The sequence below is a fragment of the Nocardia vaccinii NBRC 15922 genome (assembly GCF_001613305.1).
Lineage (GTDB): Bacteria > Actinomycetota > Actinomycetes > Mycobacteriales > Mycobacteriaceae > Nocardia > Nocardia vaccinii.
Window position 1 is genome coordinate 240,036 of the sequence record NZ_BDCC01000017.1, and the last position, 26,844, is coordinate 266,879.

At 66.6% G+C, this 26,844-nt stretch carries 26 protein-coding genes; 11 read left to right on the forward strand and 15 right to left on the reverse strand.

Going from position 1 to position 26,844, the window contains the following annotated elements:
* Window positions 1-75: 75 nt before the first annotated feature.
* Window positions 76-2,151, forward strand: coding sequence for an AMP-binding protein (locus NV1_RS13435; RefSeq protein ID WP_067890279.1), 2,076 nt, complete (start codon window positions 76-78; stop codon window positions 2,149-2,151).
* 331 nt (window positions 2,152-2,482) lie between these two features.
* Here NV1_RS13435 and NV1_RS13445 read toward each other — a convergent pair whose 3' ends face one another.
* Window positions 2,483-3,130 carry an FAS1-like dehydratase domain-containing protein gene (locus NV1_RS13445; protein ID WP_157116875.1) on the reverse strand — a complete coding sequence of 216 codons (648 nt, stop codon included), beginning with the start codon at window positions 3,128-3,130 and terminating at the stop codon, window positions 2,483-2,485.
* 1,340 nt (window positions 3,131-4,470) lie between these two features.
* Between NV1_RS13445 and NV1_RS13460 the strand changes: the two genes are divergently transcribed.
* Window positions 4,471-5,679 (forward strand): helix-turn-helix domain-containing protein, encoded by a 1,209-nt coding sequence (locus NV1_RS13460; protein ID WP_067890293.1) that lies wholly within the window; start codon window positions 4,471-4,473, stop codon window positions 5,677-5,679.
* On the opposite strand, the gene NV1_RS13465 is transcribed toward NV1_RS13460, so the two are convergent.
* The 4 genes from NV1_RS13465 to tatB all read right to left on the reverse strand — a co-directional run bounded on the left by NV1_RS13465 (window position 5,673) and on the right by tatB (window position 8,375).
* A complete protein-coding gene (locus NV1_RS13465) occupies window positions 5,673-6,689 on the reverse strand; it encodes an alpha/beta hydrolase (RefSeq protein WP_245713702.1) in 1,017 nt (338 codons plus the stop codon). The genes NV1_RS13460 and NV1_RS13465 overlap by 7 nt on opposite strands.
* Window positions 6,690-6,802: 113 nt before the next feature.
* On the reverse strand, window positions 6,803-7,021 hold the full coding sequence (gene tatA / locus NV1_RS13470; RefSeq protein WP_067890296.1) for a Sec-independent protein translocase subunit TatA: 219 nt from the start codon (window positions 7,019-7,021) through the stop codon (window positions 6,803-6,805).
* 91 nt (window positions 7,022-7,112) lie between these two features.
* Window positions 7,113-7,487, reverse strand: coding sequence for a hypothetical protein (locus NV1_RS13475; RefSeq protein ID WP_157116877.1), 375 nt, complete (start codon window positions 7,485-7,487; stop codon window positions 7,113-7,115).
* A gap of 414 nt (window positions 7,488-7,901) precedes the next feature.
* Complete coding sequence (tatB, locus tag NV1_RS13480) at window positions 7,902-8,375, reverse strand: Sec-independent protein translocase protein TatB (protein WP_067890301.1); 474 nt, start codon at window positions 8,373-8,375, stop codon at window positions 7,902-7,904.
* Window positions 8,376-8,627: 252 nt separating this feature from the next.
* On the opposite strand from tatB, the gene NV1_RS43455 reads away from it, so the two are divergent.
* The 4 genes from NV1_RS43455 (at window position 8,628) to NV1_RS13500 (ending at window position 12,181) form a co-directional block, all read left to right on the forward strand.
* The gene (locus NV1_RS43455) at window positions 8,628-8,855 is read left to right on the forward strand and encodes a hypothetical protein (RefSeq protein WP_157116879.1); all 228 of its coding nucleotides are present in this window, start codon (window positions 8,628-8,630) and stop codon (window positions 8,853-8,855) included.
* Between the two features lie 93 nt (window positions 8,856-8,948).
* Entirely contained in the window at window positions 8,949-9,245 is a 297-nt protein-coding gene (locus NV1_RS13490; RefSeq protein ID WP_157116881.1) for a hypothetical protein, read from the forward strand.
* Window positions 9,246-9,479: 234 nt separating this feature from the next.
* Window positions 9,480-11,360 (forward strand): hydroxysqualene dehydroxylase, encoded by a 1,881-nt coding sequence (locus NV1_RS13495; protein WP_084525343.1) that lies wholly within the window; start codon window positions 9,480-9,482, stop codon window positions 11,358-11,360.
* 170 nt (window positions 11,361-11,530) lie between these two features.
* The gene (locus tag NV1_RS13500) at window positions 11,531-12,181 is read left to right on the forward strand and encodes a TetR/AcrR family transcriptional regulator (protein ID WP_067890312.1); all 651 of its coding nucleotides are present in this window, start codon (window positions 11,531-11,533) and stop codon (window positions 12,179-12,181) included.
* A gap of 28 nt (window positions 12,182-12,209) precedes the next feature.
* Here NV1_RS13500 and NV1_RS13505 read toward each other — a convergent pair whose 3' ends face one another.
* A complete protein-coding gene (locus NV1_RS13505) occupies window positions 12,210-12,836 on the reverse strand; it encodes a TetR/AcrR family transcriptional regulator (RefSeq protein ID WP_067890315.1) in 627 nt (208 codons plus the stop codon).
* Window positions 12,837-12,987: 151 nt separating this feature from the next.
* On the opposite strand from NV1_RS13505, the gene NV1_RS13510 reads away from it, so the two are divergent.
* The gene (locus tag NV1_RS13510; RefSeq protein ID WP_067890318.1) at window positions 12,988-13,662 is read left to right on the forward strand and encodes an SDR family oxidoreductase; all 675 of its coding nucleotides are present in this window, start codon (window positions 12,988-12,990) and stop codon (window positions 13,660-13,662) included.
* 185 nt (window positions 13,663-13,847) lie between these two features.
* On the opposite strand, the gene NV1_RS13515 is transcribed toward NV1_RS13510, so the two are convergent.
* Window positions 13,848-15,440 (reverse strand): fatty acyl-CoA synthetase, encoded by a 1,593-nt coding sequence (locus tag NV1_RS13515; protein ID WP_067890321.1) that lies wholly within the window; start codon window positions 15,438-15,440, stop codon window positions 13,848-13,850.
* Between the two features lie 138 nt (window positions 15,441-15,578).
* On the opposite strand from NV1_RS13515, the gene NV1_RS13520 reads away from it, so the two are divergent.
* Complete coding sequence (locus NV1_RS13520) at window positions 15,579-16,361, forward strand: tyrosine-protein phosphatase (protein WP_067890324.1); 783 nt, start codon at window positions 15,579-15,581, stop codon at window positions 16,359-16,361.
* Window positions 16,362-16,526: 165 nt separating this feature from the next.
* Here the strand turns inward: NV1_RS13520 and NV1_RS13525 are convergent, their stop codons facing one another.
* Together NV1_RS13525 and NV1_RS13530 are read right to left on the reverse strand one after the other, a co-directional pair.
* A complete protein-coding gene (locus NV1_RS13525) occupies window positions 16,527-16,928 on the reverse strand; it encodes a nuclear transport factor 2 family protein (protein ID WP_067890326.1) in 402 nt (133 codons plus the stop codon).
* Window positions 16,925-17,488, reverse strand: a complete 564-nt coding sequence (locus NV1_RS13530) for a peroxiredoxin-like family protein (RefSeq protein WP_067890329.1) — start codon at window positions 17,486-17,488, stop codon at window positions 16,925-16,927. The genes NV1_RS13525 and NV1_RS13530 overlap by 4 nt, the downstream gene beginning before the upstream one ends.
* Window positions 17,489-17,561: 73 nt before the next feature.
* Between NV1_RS13530 and NV1_RS13535 the strand changes: the two genes are divergently transcribed.
* Window positions 17,562-18,188 carry a TetR/AcrR family transcriptional regulator gene (locus NV1_RS13535; RefSeq protein ID WP_067890332.1) on the forward strand — a complete coding sequence of 209 codons (627 nt, stop codon included), beginning with the start codon at window positions 17,562-17,564 and terminating at the stop codon, window positions 18,186-18,188.
* A 139-nt stretch (window positions 18,189-18,327) separates the two neighbouring features.
* On the opposite strand, the gene NV1_RS13540 is transcribed toward NV1_RS13535, so the two are convergent.
* The 5 genes from NV1_RS13540 to NV1_RS13560 form a co-directional block, all read right to left on the reverse strand.
* Complete coding sequence (locus tag NV1_RS13540; protein ID WP_067890335.1) at window positions 18,328-19,470, reverse strand: thiolase family protein; 1,143 nt, start codon at window positions 19,468-19,470, stop codon at window positions 18,328-18,330.
* 11 nt (window positions 19,471-19,481) lie between these two features.
* Entirely contained in the window at window positions 19,482-19,898 is a 417-nt protein-coding gene (locus tag NV1_RS13545; protein WP_067890337.1) for a Zn-ribbon domain-containing OB-fold protein, read from the reverse strand.
* 86 nt (window positions 19,899-19,984) lie between these two features.
* The gene (meaB, locus tag NV1_RS13550; RefSeq protein ID WP_067890340.1) at window positions 19,985-20,899 is read right to left on the reverse strand and encodes a methylmalonyl Co-A mutase-associated GTPase MeaB; all 915 of its coding nucleotides are present in this window, start codon (window positions 20,897-20,899) and stop codon (window positions 19,985-19,987) included.
* Window positions 20,900-20,916: 17 nt separating this feature from the next.
* Window positions 20,917-22,062, reverse strand: a complete 1,146-nt coding sequence (locus tag NV1_RS13555; protein WP_067890348.1) for a thiolase family protein — start codon at window positions 22,060-22,062, stop codon at window positions 20,917-20,919.
* Entirely contained in the window at window positions 22,055-23,509 is a 1,455-nt protein-coding gene (locus tag NV1_RS13560; protein ID WP_067890351.1) for a class I adenylate-forming enzyme family protein, read from the reverse strand. Before NV1_RS13560 ends, NV1_RS13555 begins: the two co-directional genes overlap by 8 nt.
* A gap of 53 nt (window positions 23,510-23,562) precedes the next feature.
* Between NV1_RS13560 and NV1_RS13565 the strand changes: the two genes are divergently transcribed.
* Entirely contained in the window at window positions 23,563-24,327 is a 765-nt protein-coding gene (locus tag NV1_RS13565; RefSeq protein WP_067890354.1) for an SDR family NAD(P)-dependent oxidoreductase, read from the forward strand.
* A complete protein-coding gene (locus NV1_RS13570) occupies window positions 24,324-25,124 on the forward strand; it encodes an SDR family NAD(P)-dependent oxidoreductase (RefSeq protein WP_067890357.1) in 801 nt (266 codons plus the stop codon). The genes NV1_RS13565 and NV1_RS13570 overlap by 4 nt, the downstream gene beginning before the upstream one ends.
* A gap of 189 nt (window positions 25,125-25,313) precedes the next feature.
* Here NV1_RS13570 and NV1_RS13575 read toward each other — a convergent pair whose 3' ends face one another.
* Window positions 25,314-26,804 carry an acyl-CoA synthetase gene (locus tag NV1_RS13575; protein WP_067890360.1) on the reverse strand — a complete coding sequence of 497 codons (1,491 nt, stop codon included), beginning with the start codon at window positions 26,802-26,804 and terminating at the stop codon, window positions 25,314-25,316.
* Window positions 26,805-26,844 lie beyond the last annotated feature (40 nt).

Consider the following 26,844-nt stretch of genomic DNA (forward strand, 5'->3'; position numbering starts at 1 on the left):
GGAGATTCGCAGGTGACGGCGTTATGTTCGGGTCATCGCCGGGCAGTGGCGCCGGGCCGATGGGAGTGCGCGCGGATGGTTACCGAAATCGTCGAAACGACCATGGATATGCCGGTGCCGCTCGATCGCGTCTGGGCGGCGCTCACCGATCCGGCCACCTATGCGCGGATGTTCCGGGGGATCGGGTACTGCCGACCGGTCGTCAGCGCGAATGAGTGGCGGGAGCTGGAATTCCGCGTCGGCACGCTGGACACCGGCGTGCGCCGGCTGGACGTGCGGTTGATCCTCGGCCGGCCCTACTGGGATTTCGAGCTGTACTGTCCCGCACTGGGCAGTCTGGCTTCTGTGCGCCTGGGTGCGCGGCCGGACCACACCCATGTGATGGTGACCGTCTTCGCTCCGGGGCGCGTGCATCCCGCGGTGCCGGATCTGCCGAATTCGGCTGTGTCGGAATGGATTCTGGCGGGACTGCGCCGGGTAGCCGAGTGCTGCGCGGGCGCGCGGACCGCCGTGGTGAAGGACGGAACCGGCGCTCCGGTGCGTCGGCAGGTGGTCGTGGCCCGGCAGATGCTGGCCTCGGGCGTGGTGCGCGCTCATCGGCTCGATCACGGCCTGCGGCAGCTGGCCGGTCTGGCCAAATGGGGGCTGAGCCTGGCCGGGGGCTATGCCACGGCGGCGGGCTGCACCCCGGGGCAGGACTGCCTGATCGACGATCGCACCCATCGCACCTTCGCCGAGGTGCATCGGCGCACCAGTGCGCAGGCTCGCGCACTGCTCGCGCTGGGCGTCGATCACCACCACACCGTAGGACTGCTGAGCCGCAACCACATCGCGACCGTGGAGGCCATGGTCGCGGCGGGTAAGGCGGGCGTGGATCTGATCCTGCTGAATGCCGGTCTGTCCGGACGCCAGGTCGAGGAGATCGCCCAGCGCGATCGGATCTCGGTGCTGCTGCTGGACGCCGAGCTCGAACACCTTGTGCGATATCTGCATCCGGGAATCCAGCGGTTCACCATCGACGGCGATCCGCCCACCCCGGAACGCACCACACTCGAGGAACTGGCGGCACACTCGCCCGGCGGCTGCCGGCGTCCCGCCCGCCCGGGCCGGCTCATTGTGCTGACCTCCGGGACGAGCGGGACGCCGAAGGGCGCCCGCCGGCCGCACCCGGCCGGGCTGGATCCCGTGGCGGCCGTGCTGTCCCGGATTCCGCTGCGGATGCAGGAGACGATGCTGATCGCCTCGCCGCTGTTCCACACCTGGGGGCTGGGCATCCTGCAACTGAGTACGGCGTTGCGGGCCACGGTCGTGCTGCAGCGGCGTTTCGACGCCGAGGCATGCCTGCGCGCGGTGGCCGAGCATCGGGTGCGCACGCTCGTCCTGGTTCCGACTCTGCTGCAACGGATTCTGGAACTTCCACCGCATGTGCGGGCCCGGTACGACACCTCCGCGCTGGAGATCGTCGCCTGCGGCGGCGCGCCGCTGCCCGGTGGGATGGCACTGCATTTCATGGATGTGTTCGGCGAGGTCCTCTACAACGTCTACGGATCCACCGAGGTCTCCTGGGCGACCATCGCCACCCCGCGGGATCTGCGCGAATCGCCCGAGACCGTCGGCCGCCCGCCGGCCGGGACGACCGTGGCCGTGCTGGGGCCGAACATGTTGCCGGTGCCGGTCGGGGTGGTCGGCCGGATCTTCGTGGGCAATCCGATGCTGTTCGACGGATACGTCAACGCCGCGCCGCCGGACGAGGTCGGCGGTCTCCTGGACACCGGCGATCTGGGCTATCTGGACGTCTCGCACCGGTTGTTCGTGGCCGGGCGGGGCGATGAGATGGTCATCTCGGGTGGGGAGAAATTCTTCCCGCGCCCGGTCGAGGAGGCGCTGGAGTATCTGCCGCAGGTGCGTGAGGCGGCGGTGGTCGGCGTGCCGGACGCCGATTTCGGTCAGCGGATGGCGGCATTCGTGGTCAAGACCGAGGGGAGCGGATTGGATGCGCAGATGGTGCGCGATTACATCCGCAACCGGCTGGGCCGTTTCGCGGTGCCGCGCGACGTGTCGTTCATTCCGGCATTGCCGCGCGGTGAGACCGGAAAGATACTCAAGCGCCTGCTGGTCATGCCGAATTCCGGAGCTTCACAGATTATCTGACGGGGCGATCCGATCGGGCCGACGGCATCACCGTCACCGGCACCGAAGCACTGGCGCACACGAACAGTCTGCGACCGGCGGATACGGCATCCACCGCGACCTCCGCCATTCTGGCCGAAACATCGATCTCGGTGATTCGCCCGCGGAATTCGATATCGGCGACTTTCGCCGGGCCGCGCACACGATAATGACTGAATTCCGCTCGATAGAATGTGACCGCCGCGGGATGTCCGAACCGCGAGCCGAGGTATCGCGCCATCCAGCCGAATCTGAGCAGACCCGGGGCCGCTCCGGCGCTGGAAATCCGGTATGGCAGCCCGTCCTGCACGAGTCAGCGAAATCCGGCGACATCGCTGTTCCGTGGCCGAATGATGCTGCGGGGCAACTCGTCTCCGGGCGCGAGCCGATCGAGGTCGAGGCGTCCGCGTCGGTCGTGCGGTGTGTGTGCCGCCCGATGCAGCCGAGCCCGCGCGGTCTCCAGCGCCGGGGCGGTGGCGATCCGGTGCCGCAGGCGAGTCTTGCAGGACAGCAGGGTGCTGGTGCCGATTTGCACCACGACTCCCGAGTTGTCGGTGAGAACAGTTGTGACACAGAACTTCTCGTAATCACTGAACTGGTCCGCCGATTCGATGTACACGTCCGTGGCGATCACGTCCCCGGCGACCAGCAACCGGCCGATCCGCAAGGTCTGCTCGGTGTGCAGTAGCCGCACCGATCCCACATCGTCCAGAATCGTCGGCAGGATCCGGCGCTCGGCCCGCAGCATCAACATCGAAGCGAAGGTGGGCGGTGCGGCCAGTTCCGCGAATCCCAGTGCCGCGGCCGCGGCCGGATCGGTATGCGCTGGATGGTCGTCGCCGATCAACTGCGCGAAGCGGCGGATGTGCTCGGGCCGCACCAGGCAGTGCTCCCCCAACGGCCACCGATGGCCCTCGGGAAGATCAAGCTGGACAACAGGATTCGTCGTGCCAGACTGCATGGCATCTCCTCGGTGCGCGGCGGTGCCGGTTCGTCCGCCGGTCCGCTCGGGCGATATCGGCGAACCGCAGCGGGCCGGGGGACTCACCGCTGTGTGCGATGCATCGACCGCGCGGAAGGTCGCGAACGGTCGTAACGCTCGGCCGTGCCCACCGGACGGAGTTGGTCCGTCCGGTGGGCCGGGCGCCACCTATCAGCGCGCGCCCATCGCCGACCCGACATCGGTGAGCGCCGCTAACGCCGGATAGGTGGCATTGCGCGACGCCGTTCGAGTTTCGGGAATGGTGGGCAACTCGCCGGTGTCGCGTATCCGGGTGGTCGAGCACATTCCCGACGATAACGGCCGGAGATCGAAATGACGTCACCATTGTGGAAATGTCCATGCAAATCCGGCGATCACCTCGGCATCGGCACGAATGTCATCGAATCGGATAACGACGGGAAATGTCGTCCGATGGAGTTCATGCCGGAGATTCCGGCATTCGAAGTGGATTCGGAAAGGATATCCAGATGATCAGTGTGCTCCTGGACATCGTGCACGTGATATTGGGGACCGGCAGCGCGGCTGTCACCGGCAGCGCGAATACCGGCAGCGCTTTCCTGTTCGGCTGACCGGTCGTTCGGCGATATCGCGCCTGCCGGGTCGTCCCTGGGACGACCCGGCAGGGTCCGGACATCGCGAACCGCCCGCATCGGTAACCGATGCGGGCGGGACAATCGACGTAACAGCCGCTTTCCGATGATCCGCCGTTCGCGGTGGGCAGTGCGCGAGCCGGTCTCCCGTGGGGTGCCAACGTCCGCGGTCGGCGCACCCCCGGTCGAACTCGCCCGGCGGCCCCGACCGTGGGCCTGCTGCTGAATTGGTGGGGTACCGCCGGGCGAGGGTGTGGCACCGGCCGCGCAGTGCGGTGCCACACCCATAAGCTACGTCGGGCGAGTCCTGCGGCCCAACACCGTCGCCGGAACACTGGACTTGTTACGACAATTTCCGGGATCGTCTCGGCATAATCGATATTCCCACGTGCACAACGACATTCGAACCGGCTCGGCGACGCCGGACCGCCGGCGAAATGCGCCGCATGGTACACACAGCCGATATCACAGGTCAACGAAACGGCCGCGATTGGTTCATCGTGACAACGGGAACTGTGACCGCATCCAACTGTTCGGCGCCGCACTCGAGGCGAATCATTCGAATCTCTCGTCATTCGAAGATCGATGCATCAGGTATTGATGCATTGTTTCATTCGGGGCTATTCTGTCCTTCACTCCGAGAAAGCAACCGGGACTACCGACCGGCCCCGGCCCTCGCGGCCGAACCGAGCATCGAATGGAGTACACATGTTCGTCACAGCTGACGTCCGCTATCCGCTCCCATCCATCGGTGATCAGCGCCAGCCGCGCCGTGATCACCTCGTTCCCGCCGAACAGGCGGAGATCCTCCGGATCTGCCGGACGGCGCTGACCGATCTGCTCCGTGCGCCGGACGAGCCCGAGCGGGTCGCGGACATTCTCGATCGGCTGCGTGATGCAGTCGAAGCGGCTGCGTCACAAGGGCTTTCCACCGAGCACTGTACGGCGGCCATGCAACGGGCGGCTCGCGAGAGCTTCGAGCAGATCTCCCGGACCACCGCGGCAGACGACGACCAGCTCGTCGCGACGACCAAGCGGTTCATCGAGATTCGCGAAATGGTCACCGCGACGATCGCCGAGACCAGTGTCACCGAGCTGCGCCCGGCCGCGCTGACACCGGCCGTCCCTTTCCAAGTCATCGCGGCCACCCTGGGGGATCTGCCGGCCGAATCGGTGCAGCATGCCGAGGAGATCTACGCGGTCCTCGCGATAACCATTGTCTCCCAGTACAATTCCGAACTCCCCGGCAATCGGTCGCACATGCGTCAGCGCGCCATGTGGGGCATCCGAACGGCCCTGGCCAACCGGTGCGAACTGCCGGTGCTCTCGACTCTCGGGGATTGCGGCGGGACCATCCTCGTACCGTCCCGCGAGGCGGACGACGCCGCCCTGGAGGAGCTGATCGCGCAACTGTCGGTCGCGGCACGCACGCCGGTGACCGCGACGGTGTCCTTCGCGCCGCGCACCGCCCTGGCAGACTTCGCCGACCACTCACACGATCTGCTGGATCTCGTTGAACGCCTCGGCTATCCGGCCGGCCTCTACCGCTTCGCCGATGTGGCGCTGGAGTACCAGATCACCCGGCCCGGCCCGGCACGCGACCGGCTCGCCACCATCCTGGACCCGCTGGACGACCACCCGCAGCTGTTGCAGACTCTGCTCACCCATCTGCAGACCAATCTCAACCGGCGCGATACCGCCCGATTGATGAATCTGCACCGCAATACGATCGATTACCGGCTGCGCCGCATCGAGGAATTCACCGGATACGATCCGCTCACCCAGCCTGGTCTGTGGAATCTACAGGCGGCGCTGATCGTTCGCGCCTACTGCCGGGCCACGACGTCAGCGGATCCGGCGATCACAGCCTCCGCCGCCCACGGCATGACCGCGCGGGTGACGCACGACGCTCAATAGCCTTTCAGCCCCATCCCCCGGGCGAGCAGCGGCCATGAATTGTGCAGGGCCTCTTCCCAATACGGCCAGTAGTGGGTGCCGGTCGGGGTGAATTGGAAGGTTGCCGGGATATGCAGCGCGTCGAGCCGGGTCTGCAGATTGTGTGTGCACTGATCGGCCGCTGCCTCGATGAGCATACCGAGACCGAGGTTGACGTCGCCGGCAGGTCCGCCACGAGCCTGGTTCTGATAGTTCTGAACGTCGCGGGGCGTGGGAAGCCCGTTCCCGCTGGAGATGTAGAGCAGAGTGCCGCGCAGCTTCTCCGCGTTGATGAGCGGGTCGTTCTGCGCCCACAGCGGACTGTCGGCTGGGCCGTACATGTTCAGCGTGTTGCCGCCCGCCCACAGGCCGATGACCAGGTTGACGAACAACCGCCCCATCGGATCGGAGATCTGCGCGCATCCGCTATAGGCGGCAACGGATTTCCACAAACCGGGCTCGGCCTCGGCCAGCTGCAGTACCGACGTCCCTGACATCGACAGGCCGGTCAGGGCGTTCAACCCCGTGGAATGCAGTGTCCCGTCCAGGAGCGGCGGCAGTTCCTCGGTGAGGAATGTCTTCCATTTGTTCACTCCCAGACGGGGATCCGGCTTCTCCCAGTCGGTGTAGTAACTGCCGCGGCCACCGATCGGCTGGATGACGTTGACCGGCTTGTCGCCGAGCCACTGTATTGCCGCGGTCTGCTTCTGCCAATTCATCGGACCCTCACCGGCGTCCAGGCCGTTGAGCATGTAGAGATTCGGCGCGGGCCGCGAGGTGTCGGCCGGACGTAGCACGTCGACAGCGATCTGTTTGCCCATCGCCGCCGAGTACACCTTCAGATGCCAGGTACGCCCGTTCTCGGTGATCGAGGTGACCGCCGGCGGTTTCGGCGGTGAGGCGGCGCCGGGGGTCGGCACCATGCAGAACATCACGAACAGCGCTATCGCGACGGCCCGCCGGGGGGCAGCCTTGAACAGGTCGAAAACCATTGCATCCCTTGAAATTCGAATAGCCGGGGCGTTGGCGTCGGCCGCGCGGTGCCGCGACGGCGGGCACGAACGCCCCGGCCGGAAGTCGTTCTCTCGGCCGACGGATCGAGAGATCACTTCTCGGACAGAATTTTTCCTGACTCCTGCGCCACCGGATGCGGTACCGGTTGCGCCGATTCGCCGCTGTCCGACTGCATCTCGCGCACCTCGCTTTTGAAGATGCGCAGCGAACGTCCCGCACCGCGGGCCGCCTCGGGCAACCGCTTCGCCCCGAACAGAACGACGAGTGCGCCCACGATGATCAATAAATGTGTGGGACTCAGTGCACCCATGATCAACCTCCTCCACCGAAGTTCGAGCGGCCCGGTGCACCACACCGGGCCGCTCGGTTCCTCAGTTGTCGAAATTGTTGGAACGAGGCTGCTAGCAGCCCGGAAGGGTGGTACCCGAGGAACCGGCGGAACCGGCCGCGGAGCCGGTGAGGGAGCACAACATACCGATTCCGGAGTCGATCAACGCCGAGCCGGTGCTGAAAGCTACGGGATTCGCCGACGTTGCGGGAGTCGCGGGCGCAGTCGTGGACGGCGACGGGGTCGTCGTGGACGGCGAAGGGGTCGTCGTCCCGCCCAGCCCCGGAAGCATGGACGAGGATCCACCGCCGAGTCCGGGAATCATGGACGACGATCCGGAGCTGTCGTCCACGGGGGTCACGGTCAGCGCGGCGGCGGCGGGCCCGGCCGACAGCGCCACCCCGCCGGCGAACGCTGCCGCAGCCATCAACTTTCCGAATTTATTCATAGCTCATTCAACCCTCTGCGCGGCTGATTTACATTGCACCGAACACATTATCCGGGATTTCGTCCGGGGCAATACCGCTCGTGACAATGCACAAGAATATCGGTTATCCGATACATTTCCGAGCCGGGCAATTCCGAAGAATCTCGAATATTCACAGTGCATGGTCACAACATCTACCGCATGTCCTGAATTCATCATTACAGTCGTCGGCGCCGGTGATTCTCGCCCCGCTACGGCGTCATCCCGATCCGCGAAAAAGTGGACTCCGCCGACTGCGGCCTGGTAAAGCCGAGTGAAGCGGCGGGTTCGGCGGTGGTACAGGGTGCGCATCTACAGCCAGGCGACCAGGCCGGGCGCGAGAAGCGACGAAATGATGCGGATTCGCACAGGATAGATGACAACGGGACGCGGCGGTTATGTGGCTTCCACGTCGAATCGGGGTTGCTCGTCCGCGCCGGGGGCGGGCGCGACCGGATAGGCCCAGTCGGCGGCGTCGACGACACCGCCGTTGGCGGGATCGATCCGCTCCTTGAACTCGATGGTCTCACCCGGCGGTTCGGCAGCGATCTGTCCGGCCTGCTCTTCGGTTGCCTGCTCGAATTCGCCGGTCAGAATCGAATCATCGCCGTCCAACAGGTATTTGACGGCGATATCGCGCGGGGACATTCCGCGTAGTTCCCGCAGCTGCGCCAGGGGGTCGCGATACTGATCCACCTCGGAACCGATTTCCGAGCGCAGCTGTTCCGCGGTGTCCCCCACGTAATCGCGAGCCTGCCGGAAGGCGTTCATGGTCCACTGGATGGCGCCCGGAAGCCGCTCCGGACCAAGAATAACCAGCGCCGCGACGAGTAGAATCATGAATTCAGGCCAGCCGATGCCACCGAACATGACTCGAGGATAACGGTCCACCGCAGAATCCTGAGTCGCGGTCGGGGAGACTGTGCGGATGCACAGGGTTTTTCTCGAATCTGTTGTATACGTGGTCAACCGTATTTTTCTATTGGTAACCGGTCAGCTGGAACGATGCGGGTGCGAGCGCGTCGGCTTTTGTGCATCGTCACGATAATATTGCGATGCAGCGGAACTTGGATAGTCTTTCTCTCGACCATTCAAGTCCGCCGCGCAGAGAGATGTCAGGTTATGAGTGCAATGAAGAAGACATGTGCCGTGGTCGCCATCGCCGGCGGGTTGGTACTGGCCGCCGGACCCGCGAGCGCCGCCCCTCTCGGCGGTTCGTCGTTGCCGTCCACCGGCTCGGCCGTGGTCGACAATGGGGTGCAGTTGGTTTGCGCCCTCGTAACCGGTATCACCGGGTCGGGGGCCTCGGTGATCGGGTCCTCGGTTCCGGCCATCCCCGGCTGCAGCTAGTCGGATCGAACGCGAGCGCCGGATCACCGAGGGCCTCGAGCGGCCCGGCGTTCATTCTCATCAATTCAGCCGCGCAGAAGGTTGAAGTTCATCATGCGTGTCATTGAAAAGCTTTGCGTAGCAGCGGTCGTCGCAGGCGGCCTGTCCATGGGTGCGGGCGCCGCGAGTGCCGCGGTGCCGGCCCCCTCGGGCCCGTCGTTCGTGGACGACGGCAGCGAACTGTACAACTCCACCGCGGGCGTGCCCAATTTCCTCAGTTCCGGCCTCCCGGATCTGGGCTCGAGCGCCGGGTCGGTCGGCTCGCTCCCGGCCTTGGGCGGTTTCGCCCTCAATGCCGGATCGTGTGGTTTGACTACGCTTTCCAGCATTCCGCTCTGCGTCCCGGGATAATTCGAGCTGCCGCGGTCCGGCGGCCGCGGTTGTATGCCTGAAATGTGGTGCCCATCCTCGCTCGATAAGAGGATGGGCACCACAGCTGTTTCCGGGTACAAAAGGCCGAACCCGACCACCACATCAGTTGTAACAATGAACCAAATTGAGACACATTGTTGACCTTCCGGATTACTCGTGCATATAGTTGGCAGGACTCGACCGCTGGCCTGCTGTCGATGAGGACGGAATTCAATGGCCGACTCCGAAGTAAACCGCCGAAAGGTATTGAAGGGCGCAGCTGCCGGCTCGCTGGCCGTGGCTGCCGCCGCGACGGCGGGAATTGCGCAAGCGCAGCCCACGACCACGACGACCCCGTCAGGTACCCCGACGCCCACCACGACTGCGTCCGGAACCACTACGCCGTCGCGGACGCCGACCTCCGCGCCGTCAGCGGCGATGAACACCACCGCGGCAGCGCCCGGCAGCAACCGGGTCGTCGTTCTGGGCGGCGGGGTGGCCGGTATGACCGCTGCCCACGAACTGGCCGAGCGTGGATTCCACGTCACCATCTACGAGCCGCGAGCCTGGGGTGGTAAGGCACGGAGTATGGACAGTGCGATGCCGGTTTCCGGTGGCCGCAAGCCCGTGCCCGGTGAGCACGGGTACCGCTTCTTCCCCGGTTATTACCAAGTCACCTGGGACACCATGGCCCGAATTCCGTTCCCGGGCAACAAGAACGGTGTCATGGACAATCTCGTCACCGTCCCGAGCGTAGGTATCGAGGAGAGGGGAGGCAACCTCACCATCCCCGGCGGATTCTGGACCGGCGACGTGCTGGAGGCAGCGAATATCAACTGGATTCTCGATACGCTGCTGGGCGGGATGACCTGGATTCCCAGAATCCCCTACGGCGAGATGTACAACATCGTGCGGAAGTGGGTGGTGTATCTCGGCAGTTCCGACGAACGCCGTATCGGGGAGTGGGAGAAGGTGCCGTTCGATAAATTCTGTGGCATCGGCCCGGGCTCCAATCCGACCGCGAAACTCATTGTCTCGAGTATCTGCCGAGACTTTGTCGCGGCGAAGGAGAACCTCGCGAGCGCGAAGACGATCTGCGGCGAGATCGAGTGCATCCTGATGTCCTTCCTGGGCCGCGACGAACACGTCAAGGGCAAGACTTTCGACAACTGCCTGTGCGGTCCGACCAACGAGGTGTGGATCGATCCGTGGGTCGATCTGCTGAAGAAGCTCAATGTCGATATGCAACTGGGCTCCGGTTGCCAATCACTCAACGTGCAGAACGGGAAGATCACCTCGGCCGTCATCAAGGACGCCTCGGGAGCGACCAAGAACGTGGAGGCGGACTGGTTCGTCGTCGCGTTGCCACCCGACAAGGTCAGCACGCTGTTCAGCCCGGACATCCTCGCCATCGATCCTTCGCTCGGCCGGATCAAGGAGCTGTTCTGCGACTGGATGACCGGCATCCAGTTCTACCTCGACACGGACACCATCGAGTCGCCGGGGCATATGCTCTTCATCGAGTCGCCGTGGCGGATGTCGGGCATCCAGCAGACCTACCATTGGAAGAAGCTGCACCCGGACTTCTCCAAGGACTACGGCGACGGAACCGTCAAAAGCATTCTGTCGGTCGATATCTCCGACTGGCGCACACCGGGCGTCCAGAACAAGAAGCGGGCGGACCAGTGCAGCTCGCAGGAGGTCGCCAAGGAGGCCTGGTACCAGATCACCTCGGTGGCCGACAAGATCCACTCCAACAATCTGGTGGGCTGGAACCTGGATCCCGGAATGAAGTGGGACGGTTCGAAATACACGAACGAGGACCCGCTGCTGATCAATACCGCCGGGTCCTGGGAAATTCGTCCTACCGGGCCGACCAAGATCCCCAACATGTTCCTGGCGGGCGACTACAACCAGACTCAGATCGACCTCGCCACCATGGAGGGCGCCAACGAGGGCGGCCGGATGGCAGCCAACGCCATCCTCGCCGCTTCCGGGTCGACCTCGAAGAAGGCCATGATCTGGCCGCACAAGACCATCAAGGAGTTCGACGGCATCCGGCAGCAGGACGCGGGCCTCTACCGGCAGGGGAAGAAGCAGATCTGGGACTCCTAGTCCCGAGCACGCAACCTGACCGAGCGGCCCGGACTGCATTCTCCGGGCCACTCGGTCGACGCAAGGACGTGTACATCCCCATCGGACACCGCGATATGGCAGGCCACAGGGCCGCTCAGTCGTGACATCACCGTTACGCAGCGAAGAAACCAATTATGTACCTTTGATGCATGGCAGCAGCACGGGACGATATGGACGAACGAATTCTCGACGCGGCATTGACCCGGGTGCTGCAGGTCGGCATCCGACGCGCGAGCCTCGACGACATCGCGCGACGCGCGGGGGTCAACCGGGTGACGATCTACCGGCGGTTCACCACCAAGGAGAACCTGATCGACGCCATGCTCTCCCGCGAGATCCAGCGCACGCTGGCCGAGGTCACCACGATCGCCACCGCCACCAAGGGCGTGGACAACCAGATCGAGGAGACCATCGTCTACGTGCTGACCCAGACCCACGCCCATCCCCTGGTCACCCAGCTGCTGGATGTGGCGCCCGAGGAAATCCTCGACTTCTACACCGTGCGGGGCCAGGAGTCGGTCAAGATCGGCATCCGCTACATCGTGCATGTCCTGGAGGCCACTCAGAAGAGCGGCGCGATCGACGATTACGACCCTCGTCCGGTCGCGGAACTACTTGCCCGCCTGGCACATTCGGTGCTGCTGACCCCGGTGGGCGAGATCGATTTCCGGGACGAGGAGCAGGTGCGGGCATTCGTGGCCACCAGCATCGTGCCATTGGTCAAACACGGGCTACCCACCCGCGCCACGACCGATGGTCGGACCAAATCGCGCACCAAACCCGCCGCCCGCAGCCGCTGAGTGTCCGGTGCTCGAATCCGGTCGCCGGCTATTCCACACGATCGACCGCGCGATCCATCGCCGGCGTCGGCAGACCGTGTTTGATCAGCGGCACGATGGTATCCAGTACGAAGGCGTGCACACGCTCGGCGTCGCGGAAGTCGGTCCCGCCCTCCGGGACCAGCAGCAGCGAATGCGCCAGGCGGGCAAGCATTTCCGCGGCCGGTTGCGGATCGTATCGATCGATCAGCCCGGCGCCCTGCGCGTATTCGAGGATGGTCACGATGTAGTGGCTGCCCAGGGAGACGAGTTTGCCGCCGCGCACGGTGTAGAAACCCAGACTCTCGCCCGGTGTCACCTCCAGCAATCGGGTCACCAGCGGATGCGCGCGGATGCGCGCGAGAATGTACAGCGAGACCGATTCGATTTGGGCGTCGATCCCGTCCGTGGTCACACTCACCGCGGTGAGCTCGGCCAGCATGCGCAACACCTCGCGAACCAGGACCGCGTCCACCAGATCCTCCGAGGTGGGGAAGCGGGCGAGCACATCCGGTTCGGGGAGTCCGGCACAGCGCGCGACCTCCTCGATGCCGGCTTCCCCGATGCCGGAGCACAACATCCGGTCCAGTGCCGCGTCCAGTATCCGCTCGCCGACTGCATCGAGTTCTCCCACCATGTATCAATGATACGGAACCAATCACATCGACTCCCCGCGTTGCGCCGGAATCGTCGACGAGCCGGGTGGGACGGACGTGCACCCGCAACCACTAGCCTGATGTTCGGATCGTCGGTTCTCGCACATCATCCGGACAAAGGAGGGCACATCGATGAAGGTGTTCCAGATCGGCGCGGCAGGGGGCGTCGGGCGACCGCTGGCCGCGCTGTTGCACGCGCGCGGCGACGAGGTGACCGGTATGCACCGCCGCCCCGAACAGGCCGCCGTGATCGCCGGAACCGGTGCGACCCCGCTCGCCGGTGATCTGATCGCCGACAGCGTCGACGAACTCGCCGAGAAGTTCCGCGGGCACGATGCGGTGGTGTTCTCGGCGGGCGCGCACGGCACCGGGCAGGACCAGACCAGCGCGATCGACGGCGCCGGACTGGAGAAGGCGGCGCAGGCCGCCCGCCTCGCCGGGGTGTCGCGATTCGTCCTGGTCTCGGTCTTCCCCGACGCCGGGCGCGGCAGGCAGATCAGCGAGGGCTTCGAGCACTACATGCGGGTGAAGAAGACCGCCGACGTGTACCTGACCCACACCGATCTGGATTGGCTCATCGTACGTCCGGGCACGCTGCGTGACGAACCCGGAAATGGTTGTGTCACAGCGGGTCTCGCGATCGAATACGGCGACGTCCACCGCGACGGCGTGGCCGCGTTCATCGATGCGGCCCTGCACCGCCCCGATCTGAACCGCGTCATCGTCGAACTCACCGACGGCCCCACCCCGGCCGCCGATGCCGTGGACGCTCTGGTCGCCGCGACCGGACCCCGCCGGGCATCTTGAATCGACCGATCGCCCGAAAGCGCTCGCACCGCTGGGATCCCGCGCGTACGCGACCGGCGGCCCACGCCCGCGAGCGCCGCCCGGATCACCTCGGCGTCTCACCTTCACCTGTGGGCAGCTTCCGCAGATGGGTCGCCATGAGATCGCCGCGACACCGCACCCGGCCTCGGCCGGTCAGCGCACCCTCAAACACCGACGTCCGCTGCGGCGATCTCCGAAAACTGTTCGCGTAGTTGGCGTTTGAGGAGTTTCCCGCTCGGGTTCTTGGGCAGTTCCTCGACGATCACCACATATTTCGGTGCCTTGTAACCCGCCAGTTGTCTCCGGCAGTGCGCGATCACGGCCCCGGCGTCCAGGGTGGCGTTCACGCGCGGGACGACCGCGGCGACGACGGCCTCGATCCACTTGGGATGCGGGACGCCGAACACCGCGACCTCGGCGATATCGGCGTGGGTGTAGAGCGCCTCCTCGACCTCGCGGCTGGCGACATTCTCGCCCCCGGTCTTGATCATGTCCTTCTTGCGGTCGACCACGTACAGATAGCCGTCCTCGTCCAGATAGCCGAGGTCACCGGAGTGAAACCAGCCACCCGAGAACGCCGCCGCGGTGCGTTCGGGATCGTTCAGATATCCCGACATGGCATGCGGGCTGCGGTGCACGATCTCGCCGATGGTTCCCGCCGGCACCGGGCGGTCCTGATCGTCGACCACTTCGGTTTCGGTGTTGAGCGAGGCGCGTCCGGCCGAACCGGCGTGTGTCAGTTGATCTTCCGGTTGCAGGACGGTGGCCATCGGCGCCATCTCCGTCTGGCCGTAGAAATTCCACAGCCGTACGCCGGGTAGGCGCTGCTGCAACTCGAGCAGTACCTCCCGGGGCATGGCCGACGCCCCGTAGTACCCCTTGCGCAGGGTGCTCAGATCGGTGGTGTCGAAGCGGGGTGAGCGCAGCAGCGCGATCCAGACCGTCGGCGGGGCGAAGAGTTTCGTGACTCGCTCGCGCTCTATGGTGGCCAGCAGTTCGTCCGGGTCGGGCCGGGAGGCGATGATGCTGGTCGAGCCCAGGTAGATGTCCGGGATCAAGAAGCAGTCCAGTTGCGCACAGTGGTACAGCGGCAGCGCGTGCAGCTCGATGTCGTGGCCGTCCATGCCGCCGTCGGCGAGGATGCTCACGTACTGCCACATCAGGCTGCGGCTGGACAGCATCGCGCCCTTGGGCCGTGATTCGGTGCCGCTGGTGTACATCAGCCGCAGCACCTCGTCGTCCTCGATCACCAGATCCGGCAGCTCCGCGCGCTCGTGGCCGGTCCATTCGGCGATATCGGTCCAACCCTCGTGCGGCGCGCCGATCACCGCGCGGACCCGGACCGCGGTCCGAGCCTCGCCGATAGCCTGTTCGGCCGGTGCGACCAGAGCGTCCTCGGCAACGAGTGCGGCGGCACGGCTGTGCTCGAGAATGTAGGCGATCTCCCCCGCGCCCAGCATGAAGTTGATCGGCACCACCACGATGCCCAGCCGCGCGGCCGCGAACACCAGCACCGGATACTGCCAGCAGTTGTGCGACAGGATCGCCAGCCGCTCACCGCGGGTGAGGCCCGCGGCGACCAGGGCCGCTGCCGCGCGATCGATGTGATCGTCCAGCTCGGCGAAGGTCAGTCGCACCTCGCCGTCGACGAGGGCGAGTTTGTCCGGGACGCGGCGTGCGGTGCGCCGGGGAATGTCGCCGAGCGCATGCGCTCGGGCCCGCCGGACCTCGGCGTTATCGGACTCGGTGTCGGTCATCGGCTCGTCCTGCGGGTCGGGGGTACGGTTCGCCCTCGATCATGTCCCGGGACGGACCATTAGTCCCGGTTTTCGCGGGACCGGCCACTCAGCGGAAGCCGATCGGCGCGGGGACGGCGGCGCGGCTAGCGTGAGGGTATGAGCCTCATCGAACTGCAGGGTACGGTCAACGTCCGGGATCTCGGCGGATTCGTCACCGCCGAGGGCCGGAGGCTGGCCACGGGACGCCTGTTCCGCGCCGACGCGCTACACAAACTCACCGATGGCGACGTGGACGTCCTGGCCGGGTTCGGCCTTCGCACCGTTATCGATTTCCGCAGTCAGCGGGAGATCACGAGCCACGGGCCGGATCGCCTGCCGCCCGATGTCGAACGCTTCGAACTGCCCATCGCCGGCGGGAACATCACCGCCACCCTGAGCCCGGTCGTCGACGAGTTCTCCAGTGGCAAGCCGGATCTCGGCAACGGCCGGGCCGCCGAGGTGATGCGCTCGATCAATCGGCAGTTCGTCACCGAGCCGGAGTACCGGGCGATCTTCGCCCGCGCCCTGCGCCTGATCGCCGATCCCGAGCGCGACCCACTGCTGTTCCACTGCACCGCGGGCAAAGACCGCACCGGCTGGATGGCCGCGATCGTCCTGACCGCCCTCGGCGTCCCCCACGACGAGGTCCTGGCCGATTATCTGGCCACCAACGACTACGTCTGGCCCAGCTACCAGGCCTGGCTCACCCGCGCCGCTGAATCCGGAGCGGTCGAGGACCCCGCCGCCATGCGCGAACTCCTCTACCAGGACCCGTCCTATATCGGCTCGGCCTTCGCCGCCATCGAGTCGAGCTACGGCACCTTCGACCGATTCCTCACCGACGGACTGGATTTCGGCCACGCCGAGCTCGAGCGTCTGCGCGACGCCCTGCTCGAGTAGCGCACCGGACCTCGAACAGTCCTGCGCCCGGCGCATACGGCCGACCAGGGCCACGACTCCCCCGTCGCGCCGGCATTCGAGACCGCGACCTGCAACCCCGTATGCCCCCTCGCCGAGGACAATCCGGCGGCCCGGCCGAGCCGCTGGACAAATCGGCGTCACATCTCACGTCGTGGTCAGGATGCGGGTGCACTGGTCGATACCGGTGATCCGCGCGTCTTGCGCGAGCCTGCCGACCAGGTAGATCTCGGTGGCGATGACGTGTGCGGTACGCATCGTCGCGGTCAGGGTGTAATGGGCGGCGATTCCGTTGCCCGACAGCATCATCGAGTGCACCTCGACGTGAATCGCCCGAGCGTTGCGACGTGCCGGGCGGGCGTGATCGATCAGGCGTTGCCGATCCAGCGCCATACCGTCGTTACGGAATACGAATCCGGGAGCGAACCAGCGATCCAGGATGCGGCCGGGGTCCTGATCACCGAACGCCATTTCTTCGGGATAGCGGATCAGGAAATCGGTCAGATCGTCTTGATCGTGTATGCCGACCGCGACATCGGGAGGCGTCATCGCGGCACCCCTGCCGTGCGAGCGGCATGGGCCAGCAGCTCGTCCACCGACCACTGGTCGTCGACGTGGACGCCCCGCTTCGCCGCGAGCACCATGCCGTCGGGTGCGATCAGGAAATCGGCGGGCAGACCGAGGCGGCCGCCCTCGGGACGCGACGGTGGCGGCGGCTTCTCGCGCCGGCGGATCGCTCGCAGCTCACGAACGACACCACGCGCGATCGCGGGCCAGCCGCGCGGGTCGAGCAGGGCCCGCGGACCGGACTCCACGCCGAACTCGCGGTACAGCGCACGGGCGGGATCCGCGATCAGATCCAGCGGCACCGCGGCGGTTTGCGCGCGCAATTCCGCTGCGCTGGAATGAAATACCACCACCTCGTGAATTCCGGCGGCGGCGATCTCGTCGCGGCGCAGCACGATCGAGCGCAGATGCAGACTGCACACCGGACATCCGGCGAACCTGCGGAACTGGAGATGGACCAGGCGATCCGGATCCGGGACGCGGACCTCGGCTCCGGCAATGGTTGTCAGCGTGCGGGCGGGCACCGATGACGACAGCGACATGGGGAAACTCCCTTCATAAGCGTACGGGATACGCCTACGTCCAGTATGCGCGTATCGCGTACGCTGTCAATCCGTGCCCCGTCCCCGCTCACTGACGACCGATGACCTCGCCACCGCCGCGCTGGCGGTGATCGATCGCGATGGTCTGTCGGCGCTGACCATGCGAGCGGTGGCCAACGAGTTGCGGATGGCGACGATGGCCCTGTATCGCTACGTCACGGACCGCGACCAGCTCGAAATCCTGGTCGCGAACCGCATCCTGGAGCCGATCGACGTATCGCTGCCTGCGGACACCGACTGGCGCGATCGTGCCACCCTCCTGCTCGACCGGATCCGCATCGCAGTCTCGGCGCATCCCGCTGCCATCCCGCTCACCTTGCGACACCGGCAGTCCTCGACCGCGACCATGCGCTGGATCGAGGCCATGCTGCGGGTGCTGACCGACGCCGGATTCACCGGCGCAGACCGCGTCATCGCCCAGCGCACCGTCGTGGACTTCCTGCTCGGCTACCTCCAGAACGCGCACTACGCCTCGCTCAGCGGTCCCGGAACCAACACCCTGGCCGCGGGCTCCGCCGACGAATTCCCCCTGCTCACCGAGACCGCAGCCCACGCCCGCACCATGTCCCCCGCCGACGAATTCGACGGCGGCACAGCGATAATTCTCCAGGGGCTGGCGGCGCGCCTGCGGAAGACCTAGCCGATATCTGCCGGATCCTCCTGCATATCGCATCCGCGGCAGGGTGCATCGCGTTATCGTGGCACGAATTCCAGAGCGCACGAGAACGGCCGATCGGGCAACGACATCGCCGCTGCCCGATCGGCCGATTCGAAAGAGACTACAGGCTCAGCACCGTCGCGGCGGCCGTGCCGGGAGCGCCGTAGACCTGGGCATAGCCGACTCGGGGGTTGCCCGGAACCTGGCGGTCGCCCGCGGTGCCGCGCAACTGCTGAACCAGTTCGTAGACCTGCCGGATGCCCGAAGCGCCGATCGGCTCGCCGTTGGCGATGAGGCCGCCGTCGGTGTTCACCGGGAGGCGGCCGCCGATCTCGGTGGCCCCCTCGGCGAGTAGCTTCTCCTGCTCGCCGTCGGCGCAGAATCCGTTCTCCGCCATATGAATCAGCTCCGCGCCGGCGTCGGTGTCCTGCAATTGGATGACGTCGACGTCCTCGGGGCCGATTCCGGCGGCCTCGAAGGCCGCCCGCGAGGCGTACACCGTGGGCGAGACGTCCTCGTCGATGGCCGCCCAGGTGCTGTGCACCTCGTACGCGCCGTAGCGTCGCGTGCGAATCGCGGTGGAGCGCAGGTAGATCGGGTTCGAGGTGTACTTCTGCGCGAGATCGCCCCGGCACATGATCACCGCCGCCGCGCCCTCGTCGGGCGAGCAGAACATGTACTGCGTGAGCGGATAGTTCAGCATTGTCGAGTTGAGAATCTCGTCTTCCGGAATCGGCTTGCGCCGGAAGGCATTCGGATTCAACGCGCCGTTACGGAAGTTCTTCGCGGCGATCTTCGCCAGGGTGCGCTGGGAGATGCCGTGATCCTGGAGATAGCGATTGGCCTTGATACCGAAGAACTTCGTGGTGACGAACTGCCCGTTCTCCGCGTACCAGCCCGGCAGCCCGAGCTTGGCCGGATCGTCGGTGAACGCACCGCGCGGATGTTTGTCCATGCCGACCGCGATGCCGATGTCGTAGCGTCCCGAGCGGATCGCCTCGGCGGTTTGCTCGATCGAACTGGCCGCTGTGGCACAGGCATTGAACACATTGGTGAACGGAATACCGGTCAGCCCGACCAACCGGGTGACCGCGTCCGGATTGCTCACCTCGTAGCTTCCGCCGAAGCCGAACTGGATGTCCTTCCATTCCGCGCCCGCGTCGGTGAGAGCGAGTTGGATTGCGTCCGCGCCCATTTCGATGGCCGTCTTGCTGAATCGGCCGAACGGGTGCAGGCCGACGCCGATGATGGCAACGTCGTTCATGTCAGGCTCCTTCAGGCCGGCTGGAATGCGATGGTCACGACCTCTTCGCCGCTGTCGTCGACGTAGAGCGGGACGAAGGTCAGCTCGAGCTGCATCCCGGGTTTCAATGCGTCCGGGTCGGCCGTGGTCAGCCGGGTTTCCACGCGCACCTGATCACCCAACTGGACCAGGCCGACGCCGAACGGCTCGAAGGTGTCGGCGGTCTCCTTGCCCGCATAGGGCAGTTTCGGAACGAAACCCTGTGTCGTCCAAGCGATCAGCGTGCCGCGGGTGGGCAGCAGCACTTCGGACATGTCCGGGCCGCTGCAGCGCGGGCAGCGGGACTGCCGCGGCCACGTCACCGCACTGCACGAACCGCACCGGGTGCCGACGAGCTGTGGATTGTCCGCGGGCCATGTGGATGCTTCGGGCGCGAGCGCCTTGGCCATGTGCCGTCCTCCGTCTGTCGTTCAGCCACGTTGCCGTGGCGGCCTCTGGGATCAGCCGCCCAGCCTCGCGGATGGAAATCTAATTCTCATTTAATGTATACGTCATTTCCGTTCGTGTGAACATCCGGGCGGTCACGGGGAGAAAGGAGGCGGTCCGCCGCGGCGTACACATCGCACGTGCCGGCGGCGACCTCGGCCGCGAGGCGGTCCAGCGCGGCGTCCCCGCGCAACCGGCTCTGCGCCAGCGACAGGATCTGCGCCCGCGCCCGAGCACTGCGACGTTCGCCGGTATCCGCGCGATGATGTGCGTCGATCGCCGCGGCCAATTCCGCGATTCCGGTGTTCCGCGCCGCGACCGCGGTGAGAATCGGCACCGAGACCTCTTGGCGCAGATCGCGCACGGTCTGCGTCGCGCCGTCCCGATCGGCCTTGTTCACCACGAGGATGTCCGCGACCTCCAGCAGACCCGCCTTGGCCGCCTGAACCGCGTCTCCCGCACCGGGATTCAAGATCACCAGGGTCGGGTCGGCGACCGCGGCGATCTCGATCTCGGACTGCCCGACTCCGACCGTCTCCAGCAGGATCAGCCCGTATCCCAGCGCGCCGAGCAAGGCGACGGCCGCGGGCACCGCCGCGGCCAGCCCGCCCAGATGACCGCGGGTGGCCACCGAGCGGATCAGTACGCCCGGATCGTCGATGTGTTGCGCCATCCGGATCCGGTCCCCCAGCAGCGCGCCGCCGCTGTACGGCGAGGAGGGATCCACCGCCAGCACCGCCACCCGCAGCCCACGTTCGCGATAGGCCGCGACCAGCGCGGCGATCGTGGTCGACTTACCCGCGCCGGGCGGCCCGGTCACCCCGACCACCCGCACCGGAGCGCGCTCCCCCAGGTGCGCGAGAACCTCTGCCCGCCGGTCGCTTTCGACCAGACTCAACAACCGCCCCGCGGCCCGCACCGATCCCGTGCGGGCCGCTTCGATCAATTCGGCAACCGTCTGCATGTACTACCGACACCGCCTCACGGCGCGGGCACCTCGATCACCGTGGCCGAGCCCATGCCACCGCCGGCGCACATCGCGGCGATGCCGAACCCGCCACCGCGACGGCGCAATTCGTGTACCAGGGTGACGATCATCCGCGCACCGGAGGCGGCCACCGGATGCCCGAGCGAGCAGCCGCTGCCACTGAAGTTCACCGCGTCCGGGTCCAGATCCAGCGCCCGGATCGCCGCGACCGGCACCGACGCGAACGCCTCGTTGATCTCGAACAACTTCACCTCCGACAGCGAGATACGAGCCTTGGCAACGGCTTTGGTGATCGCCTCGATCGGAGCCAGACCCGTGACGGCCGGATCCACACCGACCGATGCCCAGGACCGGATGATCCCCAGCGCGGGCAGCCCGAGGCTGTCACTGGCCACCGCCAGGGCCGCGGCGCCGTCGTTGGAGCCCGAGGCGTTGCCCGCGGTGATGCTGAATCCCTCGATCTCCGGGTGCAGCACCTTCAGACCGGCGAGCTTCTCCAGGCTGGTCTCCCGGCGCGGATGCTCGTCCACCTCGAACAGACCGTGCGGGGTCTGGATGGGAACGATCTCCTCCTTGAACCGTCCCTGATCGATCGCTCCGATCGCATTGCGATGCGACCGCAACGCCCATTCGTCCATATCCGCACGGGTCAGCCCCGCCTTGACCGCGGTGTTCCAGCCGACCGTGATCGACATGTCCAGCGTCGGCGCGTCGGGGCGTTCGGGATGCGAGGGCGAGACCCACGGATCGATCCACTCGTCCTCGCCGACCTTCCACCGGGCCCGCGGCGCGGTCGACTCGGAGTTCACCCCACCGGCGATGACCAGGTCGTTCATCCCGGCCCGGATGCCCGCCGCGGCGGTCTGCACCGCGGACATCCCGGCCGCGCAGTGCCGATTCAGCGCCATACCCGAGGCCGGGGTCAGCCCGGCGGTGATCGCCGCGTGCCGGGCGACGACGCCGCCGCCGTAGCGGCCCTCGCCGAGGATCACGTCCTCGACGCGGCCCGCCTCGACCTCCCCGGCGACGGCGGACACCACATGATTGGCGAGGTCGAACGCATTGGTGTCGCGCAGGGTGCCTTTGCGGGCAGTCCCGATCGGGGCGCGCAGCGCGGACACGATGACGGCTTCAGGCATGAGTGTTCTCCAATTCGGCGACCAGGGTGCGGCGCACCAGTTTTCCGGTTTCTGTCTTGGGCAGTTCGGCCCGGAACACGATGGTGTCCGGGGTTTTGGACGAGCGCAGCCGCGAGCGCACCCATCCCTTGATCTCCTCGGGGTCGCCCTCGCCGACCAGCACGGCCACCAGGCGCTGCCCCCATTCCGGATCGGGCACGCCGATCACCGCGGCCTCGCGGATGCCCGGATGATCCAGCAGGACGTCCTCGATCTCGGCGGGCGCGATGTTCTCCCCACCGCGGATGATGGTGTCATCCGCGCGGCCCTCGATGAACAGGTAACCGTCGGCGTCCAGGCGGCCCAGATCGCGGGTCGGGAACCAGCCCTCGGCATCGAGCGCGCTGCGTCCGCCGTACTCCCCGGAGATCTGCTCACCCCGCACGAAGACCAGGCCCGATTCGCCCGCCGGCACGGAATCTCCTGTCTCGCTGCGGATCTCGACCTCGATACCGGGAAGCGCGCGCCCGACCGAGCCGAGCCGGTCCCGCACGACCGGATCCTGCGAGGCGAATGCCTCGCGGTGATCCTCCGGACCGAGAACCGCCACCGAGGAAGCGGTTTCGGTGAGCCCGTAGGCATTGACGAATCCGGTGTCGGGAAACACCCTCAGGGCACGTTCGAGCACGGGGCGCGGTGTACGCGAACCGCCGTAGGCCAGGCTGGCAAGTCCGGGCGTGGCCGCATCGTCTCCGTCGACCGCCGCGACGATGCGGGCGAGCATGGTGGGCACGAGCATCGCGTGGGTGATCTTCTCCTCGCGCACCGTGGCCAGCCAGCGCTCGGCGTCGAAGGCTGGCAAGTAGACCACCCGGCGGCCGGAGTACAGATTCGACAGCAGGTTCGTCAGCCCCGCGATGTGATAGGGCGGCACCGACACCAGCGAGGCGTGCCCGGGTTCGGAACCGCCGAATTCCATGGTGTTGAACAGATATGCCATCAGGTGCCGATGCCGCAGCAGCGCGGCCTTGGGTTCGGAGGTGGTGCCGCTGGTGTAGATGATGGCGGCCACGGCGTTCTCGTCCCAGGGCGGGTCGACCTCGGACTCCTGTACCGGGAGTTCGCCCTCGACCAGTGCGTCCAGATCCTCCTGGCGCAGGATCAGCGCACCCGGATGTTTATCCAGCAATGCCGAGAGCTGTTGTTCGCCGAGGCGGTAGTTGAGCGGGACGAACGGCACCCCGGCCAGGGCCGCGCCGAACAGCGCGACCGGATAGGCCAGATGACTCGAGCCCAGGTAGAGCACCGCGGGGCGGTCCCGGACCCGGTCGGCGAGCCGCCGGGCGTAGGCGCGCAGTTCTTGCGCGCTCATGGACCGGTCCCCGACCGTGATCACCGGCCGGGGCCCCGGTTCCGTTGCTTCCGTCTCCGCGGAGACGGCCATGTCTAGGATCATGCTGATGTTCATGAGAACATTATTCTCGCAGTCAGAGAGTAGTGATTACAAGAGAGGGTAACGACATGCAGATCAGTGGAAGCTCGGCGATCGTGGTCGGCGGCACCGGTGGCCTGGGCGAGGCGACGGTGCGGCGGTTACACGCGGCCGGAGCAAAAGTCGTTGTCGCCGACGTCGCCGACGACAAGGGCAAGGAGCTGGCCACCGAGCTCGGCATCCGTTACGTGCACACCGACGCCACCGACGAGGATTCGGTGCTGGCGGCCATCGCGGAAGCGGAATCGCTGGGACCGCTTCGGATTTCGGTCGACACCCATGGCGGCCCGGCCAGCGGCGGACGGCTGGTCGGCAAGGACGGCTCGCCGCTGGCGCTGGACGGATTCCGCACCACCATCGAGTTCTATCTGACCGCGGTGTTCAACGTGCTGCGGCTGTCCGCGGCGGCGATCGCCCGGACCGAACCGCTCGAGGAGGGCGGGCGCGGCGTGATCGTGAACACCGCCTCGATCGCCGGTTACGAGGGTCAGATCGGGCAGTTGCCATACTCCGCGGCCAAGGGCGGCGTACTGGGCATGACGCTGGTCGCCGCGCGCGATCTGTCACCGCTGGGCATCCGGGTGGTGACCATCGCACCGGGCACGGTCAACACGCCCGCCTACGGCAAGTCCGCCGACAAGCTCGAGCAGTACTGGGGCCCGCAGGTGCCCTTCCCCAAGCGCATGGGCCGTTCCACCGAATACGCCCAGCTCGCGCAGTCGATCATCGAGAACGACTACCTCAACGGGGAGACCATCCGGCTCGACGGCGCACTGCGCTTCCCGCCGAAGTGAGCGTCGTCCGATCCGGCACCCGAGGCCCCGGCGGAGGCCGGGGCCCGGGCGGGTCGCTCGCGGGCAAGGTGGCCTTCGTCGCGGGCGCGAGCAGGGGGATCGGCGCGGCCATCGCCGAGGGCCTCGCGGCGGCCGGAGCGTCCGTGGCCGTCGCTGCGCGCTCGGAGACCGAGGGGCGGCTGCCCGGCACGATCGGCGCGGTCGCGGAACGGATCGAGGCCGCGGGCGGGCGGGCACTGCCGGTCCCGTGCGACGTATCCAGCGAGGAGTCTGTCGAAAATGCCGTCAGTGCAACGGTTTCCGCGTTCGGCGGAATAGACGTCCTGATCGCCAACGCCGGTGTGCTGTGGATGGGACCGATCGAGACGACGCCGTTACAGCGCTGGCAGCGCTGTCTGGAGGTCAACCTGACCGGGGTGTTCCTGGTGACCAAGGCCGTCATCCCGCATCTGCGGGCACGCGGAGGCGGATCACTGGTGGCGATCACCACCACCGGTGTGGACATGACCGATCGCGGCGCGAACGCCTACTGGGTGTCCAAGGCCGCGGCCGAACGCCTCTACCTGGGCCTGGCATCGGATCTTCGGGGCGACAACATCGCCGTGAACTGCCTGAGCCCGTCCCGGGTCGTGCTGACCGAGGGGTGGCAGGCCGCGGGCGGTGGCCGGGAGATCCCCGAGGAGATGATCGAACCTCCGGAGACGATCGCACGGGCGGCGGTTCTGCTCGCGGGGCAGGATGCCGCCGGGATCACCGGGACCGTTCAGCGTTCGGAAACACTTGTCCCGCAGAGCTGATGGTCGTAGCGGCCGCAACTCATCGAGGTCGAGCGGCGGCCGCGGGGCGAGCGCTTCACCTGAATTCTCCCGGCAATGACCCGATCAGCCATTGCACGCCGATTCCTGGGCGGCCCAGGCAGTTCCGACGATCCCCTCGCGAGATCATGCACAGAGGTCTCATGCATAGGGATCTCATGCACAGAGGTCTCAGGCATAGAGGTCGCGCACCGCGGACTTCAGCACCTTCCCGGAACCGCCCTTCGGTAGTTCATCCGCGAAGCGGACCGAGCGGGGCACCTTGTACCCGGCGAGCCGCTCGCGGGCGAAGGCGAGCAGCGTCCGCGGCTCGGCGGCCTGTCCGTCCGCGAGCACGACGACGGCCCGGCCGACCTCGCCCCAGCGCTCGTCCGGAACGCCGATCACCGCGCACGCCGCCACGGCCGGATGCGCGGTCAGCACGTTCTCCACCTCGGCGGGATAGACGTTCTCCCCGCCGGAGATGATGACGTCCTTCATCCGGTCCACGATGTAGACGTATCCGTCCGAATCCACGGTGGCGACGTCGCCGGAGTGGAACCAGCCCTCCCGCAACACTTCCGCGGTGTCGGCCGGGCGGTTCCAATAGCCGGACATCACATTCGGCCCGCTGACGATCACCTCGCCGCGTTCGCCGATCGCGACCGGCACACCATCGTCGTCGACCACCCGCACATCACTGAAAAACGACGGGACCCCGGCGGATCCGGCCTTCGTCCGCGCGTGGCCGGGGTCCAGCAGCAGCGCACCCGGTGACGCCTCGGTCATCCCGTATCCCTGCACGAAGCTCAGCCCACGCGCCAGATAGCGCCGAATGGTGTTGTGCGGCACCGGCGCTCCGCCGCACAGCAGGACCCGGATACTGGACAGATCCGCGGTGTCCCAGCGGTCGAGCGCGGCCAGCGCGTCGTACATGGTGGGCACGCCGAACATCCGCGTCACCCGGTGACGTTCGATCGCATCGAAAACCACTGCGGGATCGAACTTCTCGAGCAGGATCACGCAGCCGCCCCGAAGCAGCACGGGTAGGCACAGCATGCCCAGCGCCGCGGCGTGGAACAGCGGCGCGGACACCAACGCCACCTCGTCCGCGGCGATATCCGATTCGACCAGGACATTGAAGCAGTTCCAGGTCAGGTTGCCGTGCGTGAGCACCGCGCCCTTGGGTCTCCCGGTGGTTCCCGAGGTGTACATGATTACGCAGGGATCCTCGAGGCCCACCGGCTCGTCGGGAACGACCGCATCGCCGCCATCGCTATCCTCGAGCACTCCGTCGGCGGCCACCTCGATCGTGCGAATATCGAAAGTCAAGTCCTCCAGGACATCTCGATACTCCTCGGTGTGGAACAGCACGCGTGCACCGCAATCGCCCAGGACATAGTCGATTTCGGCCGCGGCACCGCGGAAATTCACCGGGACGAAGATCGCGCCCACCGCTCCGGCCGCGAACAGCAGTTCCAGATAGGCCGGATGATTCGGGCCCAGATAGGCGATCCGATCACCGGCGCGCACGCCCGCGGCCCGCAGTTCCGCACAGACGCGGGCCACCCGGCGGTACAACTGCGCGAAGGTGATCGACCTGCCCGCGCCGATCACCGCCACCGCATCCGGCGTCATCCGGGACCGCCGGGCGGGCCACGAGCCCAGTCCCCGATTCCGCACGATCAGTCCTCCCTCGTCCGATGCCGTTTCGGTTGCGCCC

Coding starts and splice junctions, on each gene's coding strand:
- NV1_RS13435 (WP_067890279.1), top strand. CDS start 76: ATGGTTACCGAAATCGTCGAAACGACCATGGATATGCCGGTGCCGCTC.
- NV1_RS13445 (WP_157116875.1), bottom strand. CDS start 3,130: ATGCAGTCTGGCACGACGAATCCTGTTGTCCAGCTTGATCTTCCCGAG.
- NV1_RS13460 (WP_067890293.1), top strand. CDS start 4,471: ATGTTCGTCACAGCTGACGTCCGCTATCCGCTCCCATCCATCGGTGAT.
- NV1_RS13465 (WP_245713702.1), bottom strand. CDS start 6,689: ATGGTTTTCGACCTGTTCAAGGCTGCCCCCCGGCGGGCCGTCGCGATA.
- tatA (WP_067890296.1), bottom strand. CDS start 7,021: ATGGGTGCACTGAGTCCCACACATTTATTGATCATCGTGGGCGCACTC.
- NV1_RS13475 (WP_157116877.1), bottom strand. CDS start 7,487: ATGAATAAATTCGGAAAGTTGATGGCTGCGGCAGCGTTCGCCGGCGGG.
- tatB (WP_067890301.1), bottom strand. CDS start 8,375: ATGTTCGGTGGCATCGGCTGGCCTGAATTCATGATTCTACTCGTCGCG.
- NV1_RS43455 (WP_157116879.1), top strand. CDS start 8,628: ATGAGTGCAATGAAGAAGACATGTGCCGTGGTCGCCATCGCCGGCGGG.
- NV1_RS13490 (WP_157116881.1), top strand. CDS start 8,949: ATGCGTGTCATTGAAAAGCTTTGCGTAGCAGCGGTCGTCGCAGGCGGC.
- NV1_RS13495 (WP_084525343.1), top strand. CDS start 9,480: ATGGCCGACTCCGAAGTAAACCGCCGAAAGGTATTGAAGGGCGCAGCT.
- NV1_RS13500 (WP_067890312.1), top strand. CDS start 11,531: ATGGCAGCAGCACGGGACGATATGGACGAACGAATTCTCGACGCGGCA.
- NV1_RS13505 (WP_067890315.1), bottom strand. CDS start 12,836: ATGGTGGGAGAACTCGATGCAGTCGGCGAGCGGATACTGGACGCGGCA.
- NV1_RS13510 (WP_067890318.1), top strand. CDS start 12,988: ATGAAGGTGTTCCAGATCGGCGCGGCAGGGGGCGTCGGGCGACCGCTG.
- NV1_RS13515 (WP_067890321.1), bottom strand. CDS start 15,440: ATGACCGACACCGAGTCCGATAACGCCGAGGTCCGGCGGGCCCGAGCG.
- NV1_RS13520 (WP_067890324.1), top strand. CDS start 15,579: ATGAGCCTCATCGAACTGCAGGGTACGGTCAACGTCCGGGATCTCGGC.
- NV1_RS13525 (WP_067890326.1), bottom strand. CDS start 16,928: ATGACGCCTCCCGATGTCGCGGTCGGCATACACGATCAAGACGATCTG.
- NV1_RS13530 (WP_067890329.1), bottom strand. CDS start 17,488: ATGTCGCTGTCGTCATCGGTGCCCGCCCGCACGCTGACAACCATTGCC.
- NV1_RS13540 (WP_067890335.1), bottom strand. CDS start 19,470: ATGAACGACGTTGCCATCATCGGCGTCGGCCTGCACCCGTTCGGCCGA.
- NV1_RS13545 (WP_067890337.1), bottom strand. CDS start 19,898: ATGGCCAAGGCGCTCGCGCCCGAAGCATCCACATGGCCCGCGGACAAT.
- meaB (WP_067890340.1), bottom strand. CDS start 20,899: ATGCAGACGGTTGCCGAATTGATCGAAGCGGCCCGCACGGGATCGGTG.
- NV1_RS13555 (WP_067890348.1), bottom strand. CDS start 22,062: ATGCCTGAAGCCGTCATCGTGTCCGCGCTGCGCGCCCCGATCGGGACT.
- NV1_RS13560 (WP_067890351.1), bottom strand. CDS start 23,509: ATGAACATCAGCATGATCCTAGACATGGCCGTCTCCGCGGAGACGGAA.
- NV1_RS13565 (WP_067890354.1), top strand. CDS start 23,563: ATGCAGATCAGTGGAAGCTCGGCGATCGTGGTCGGCGGCACCGGTGGC.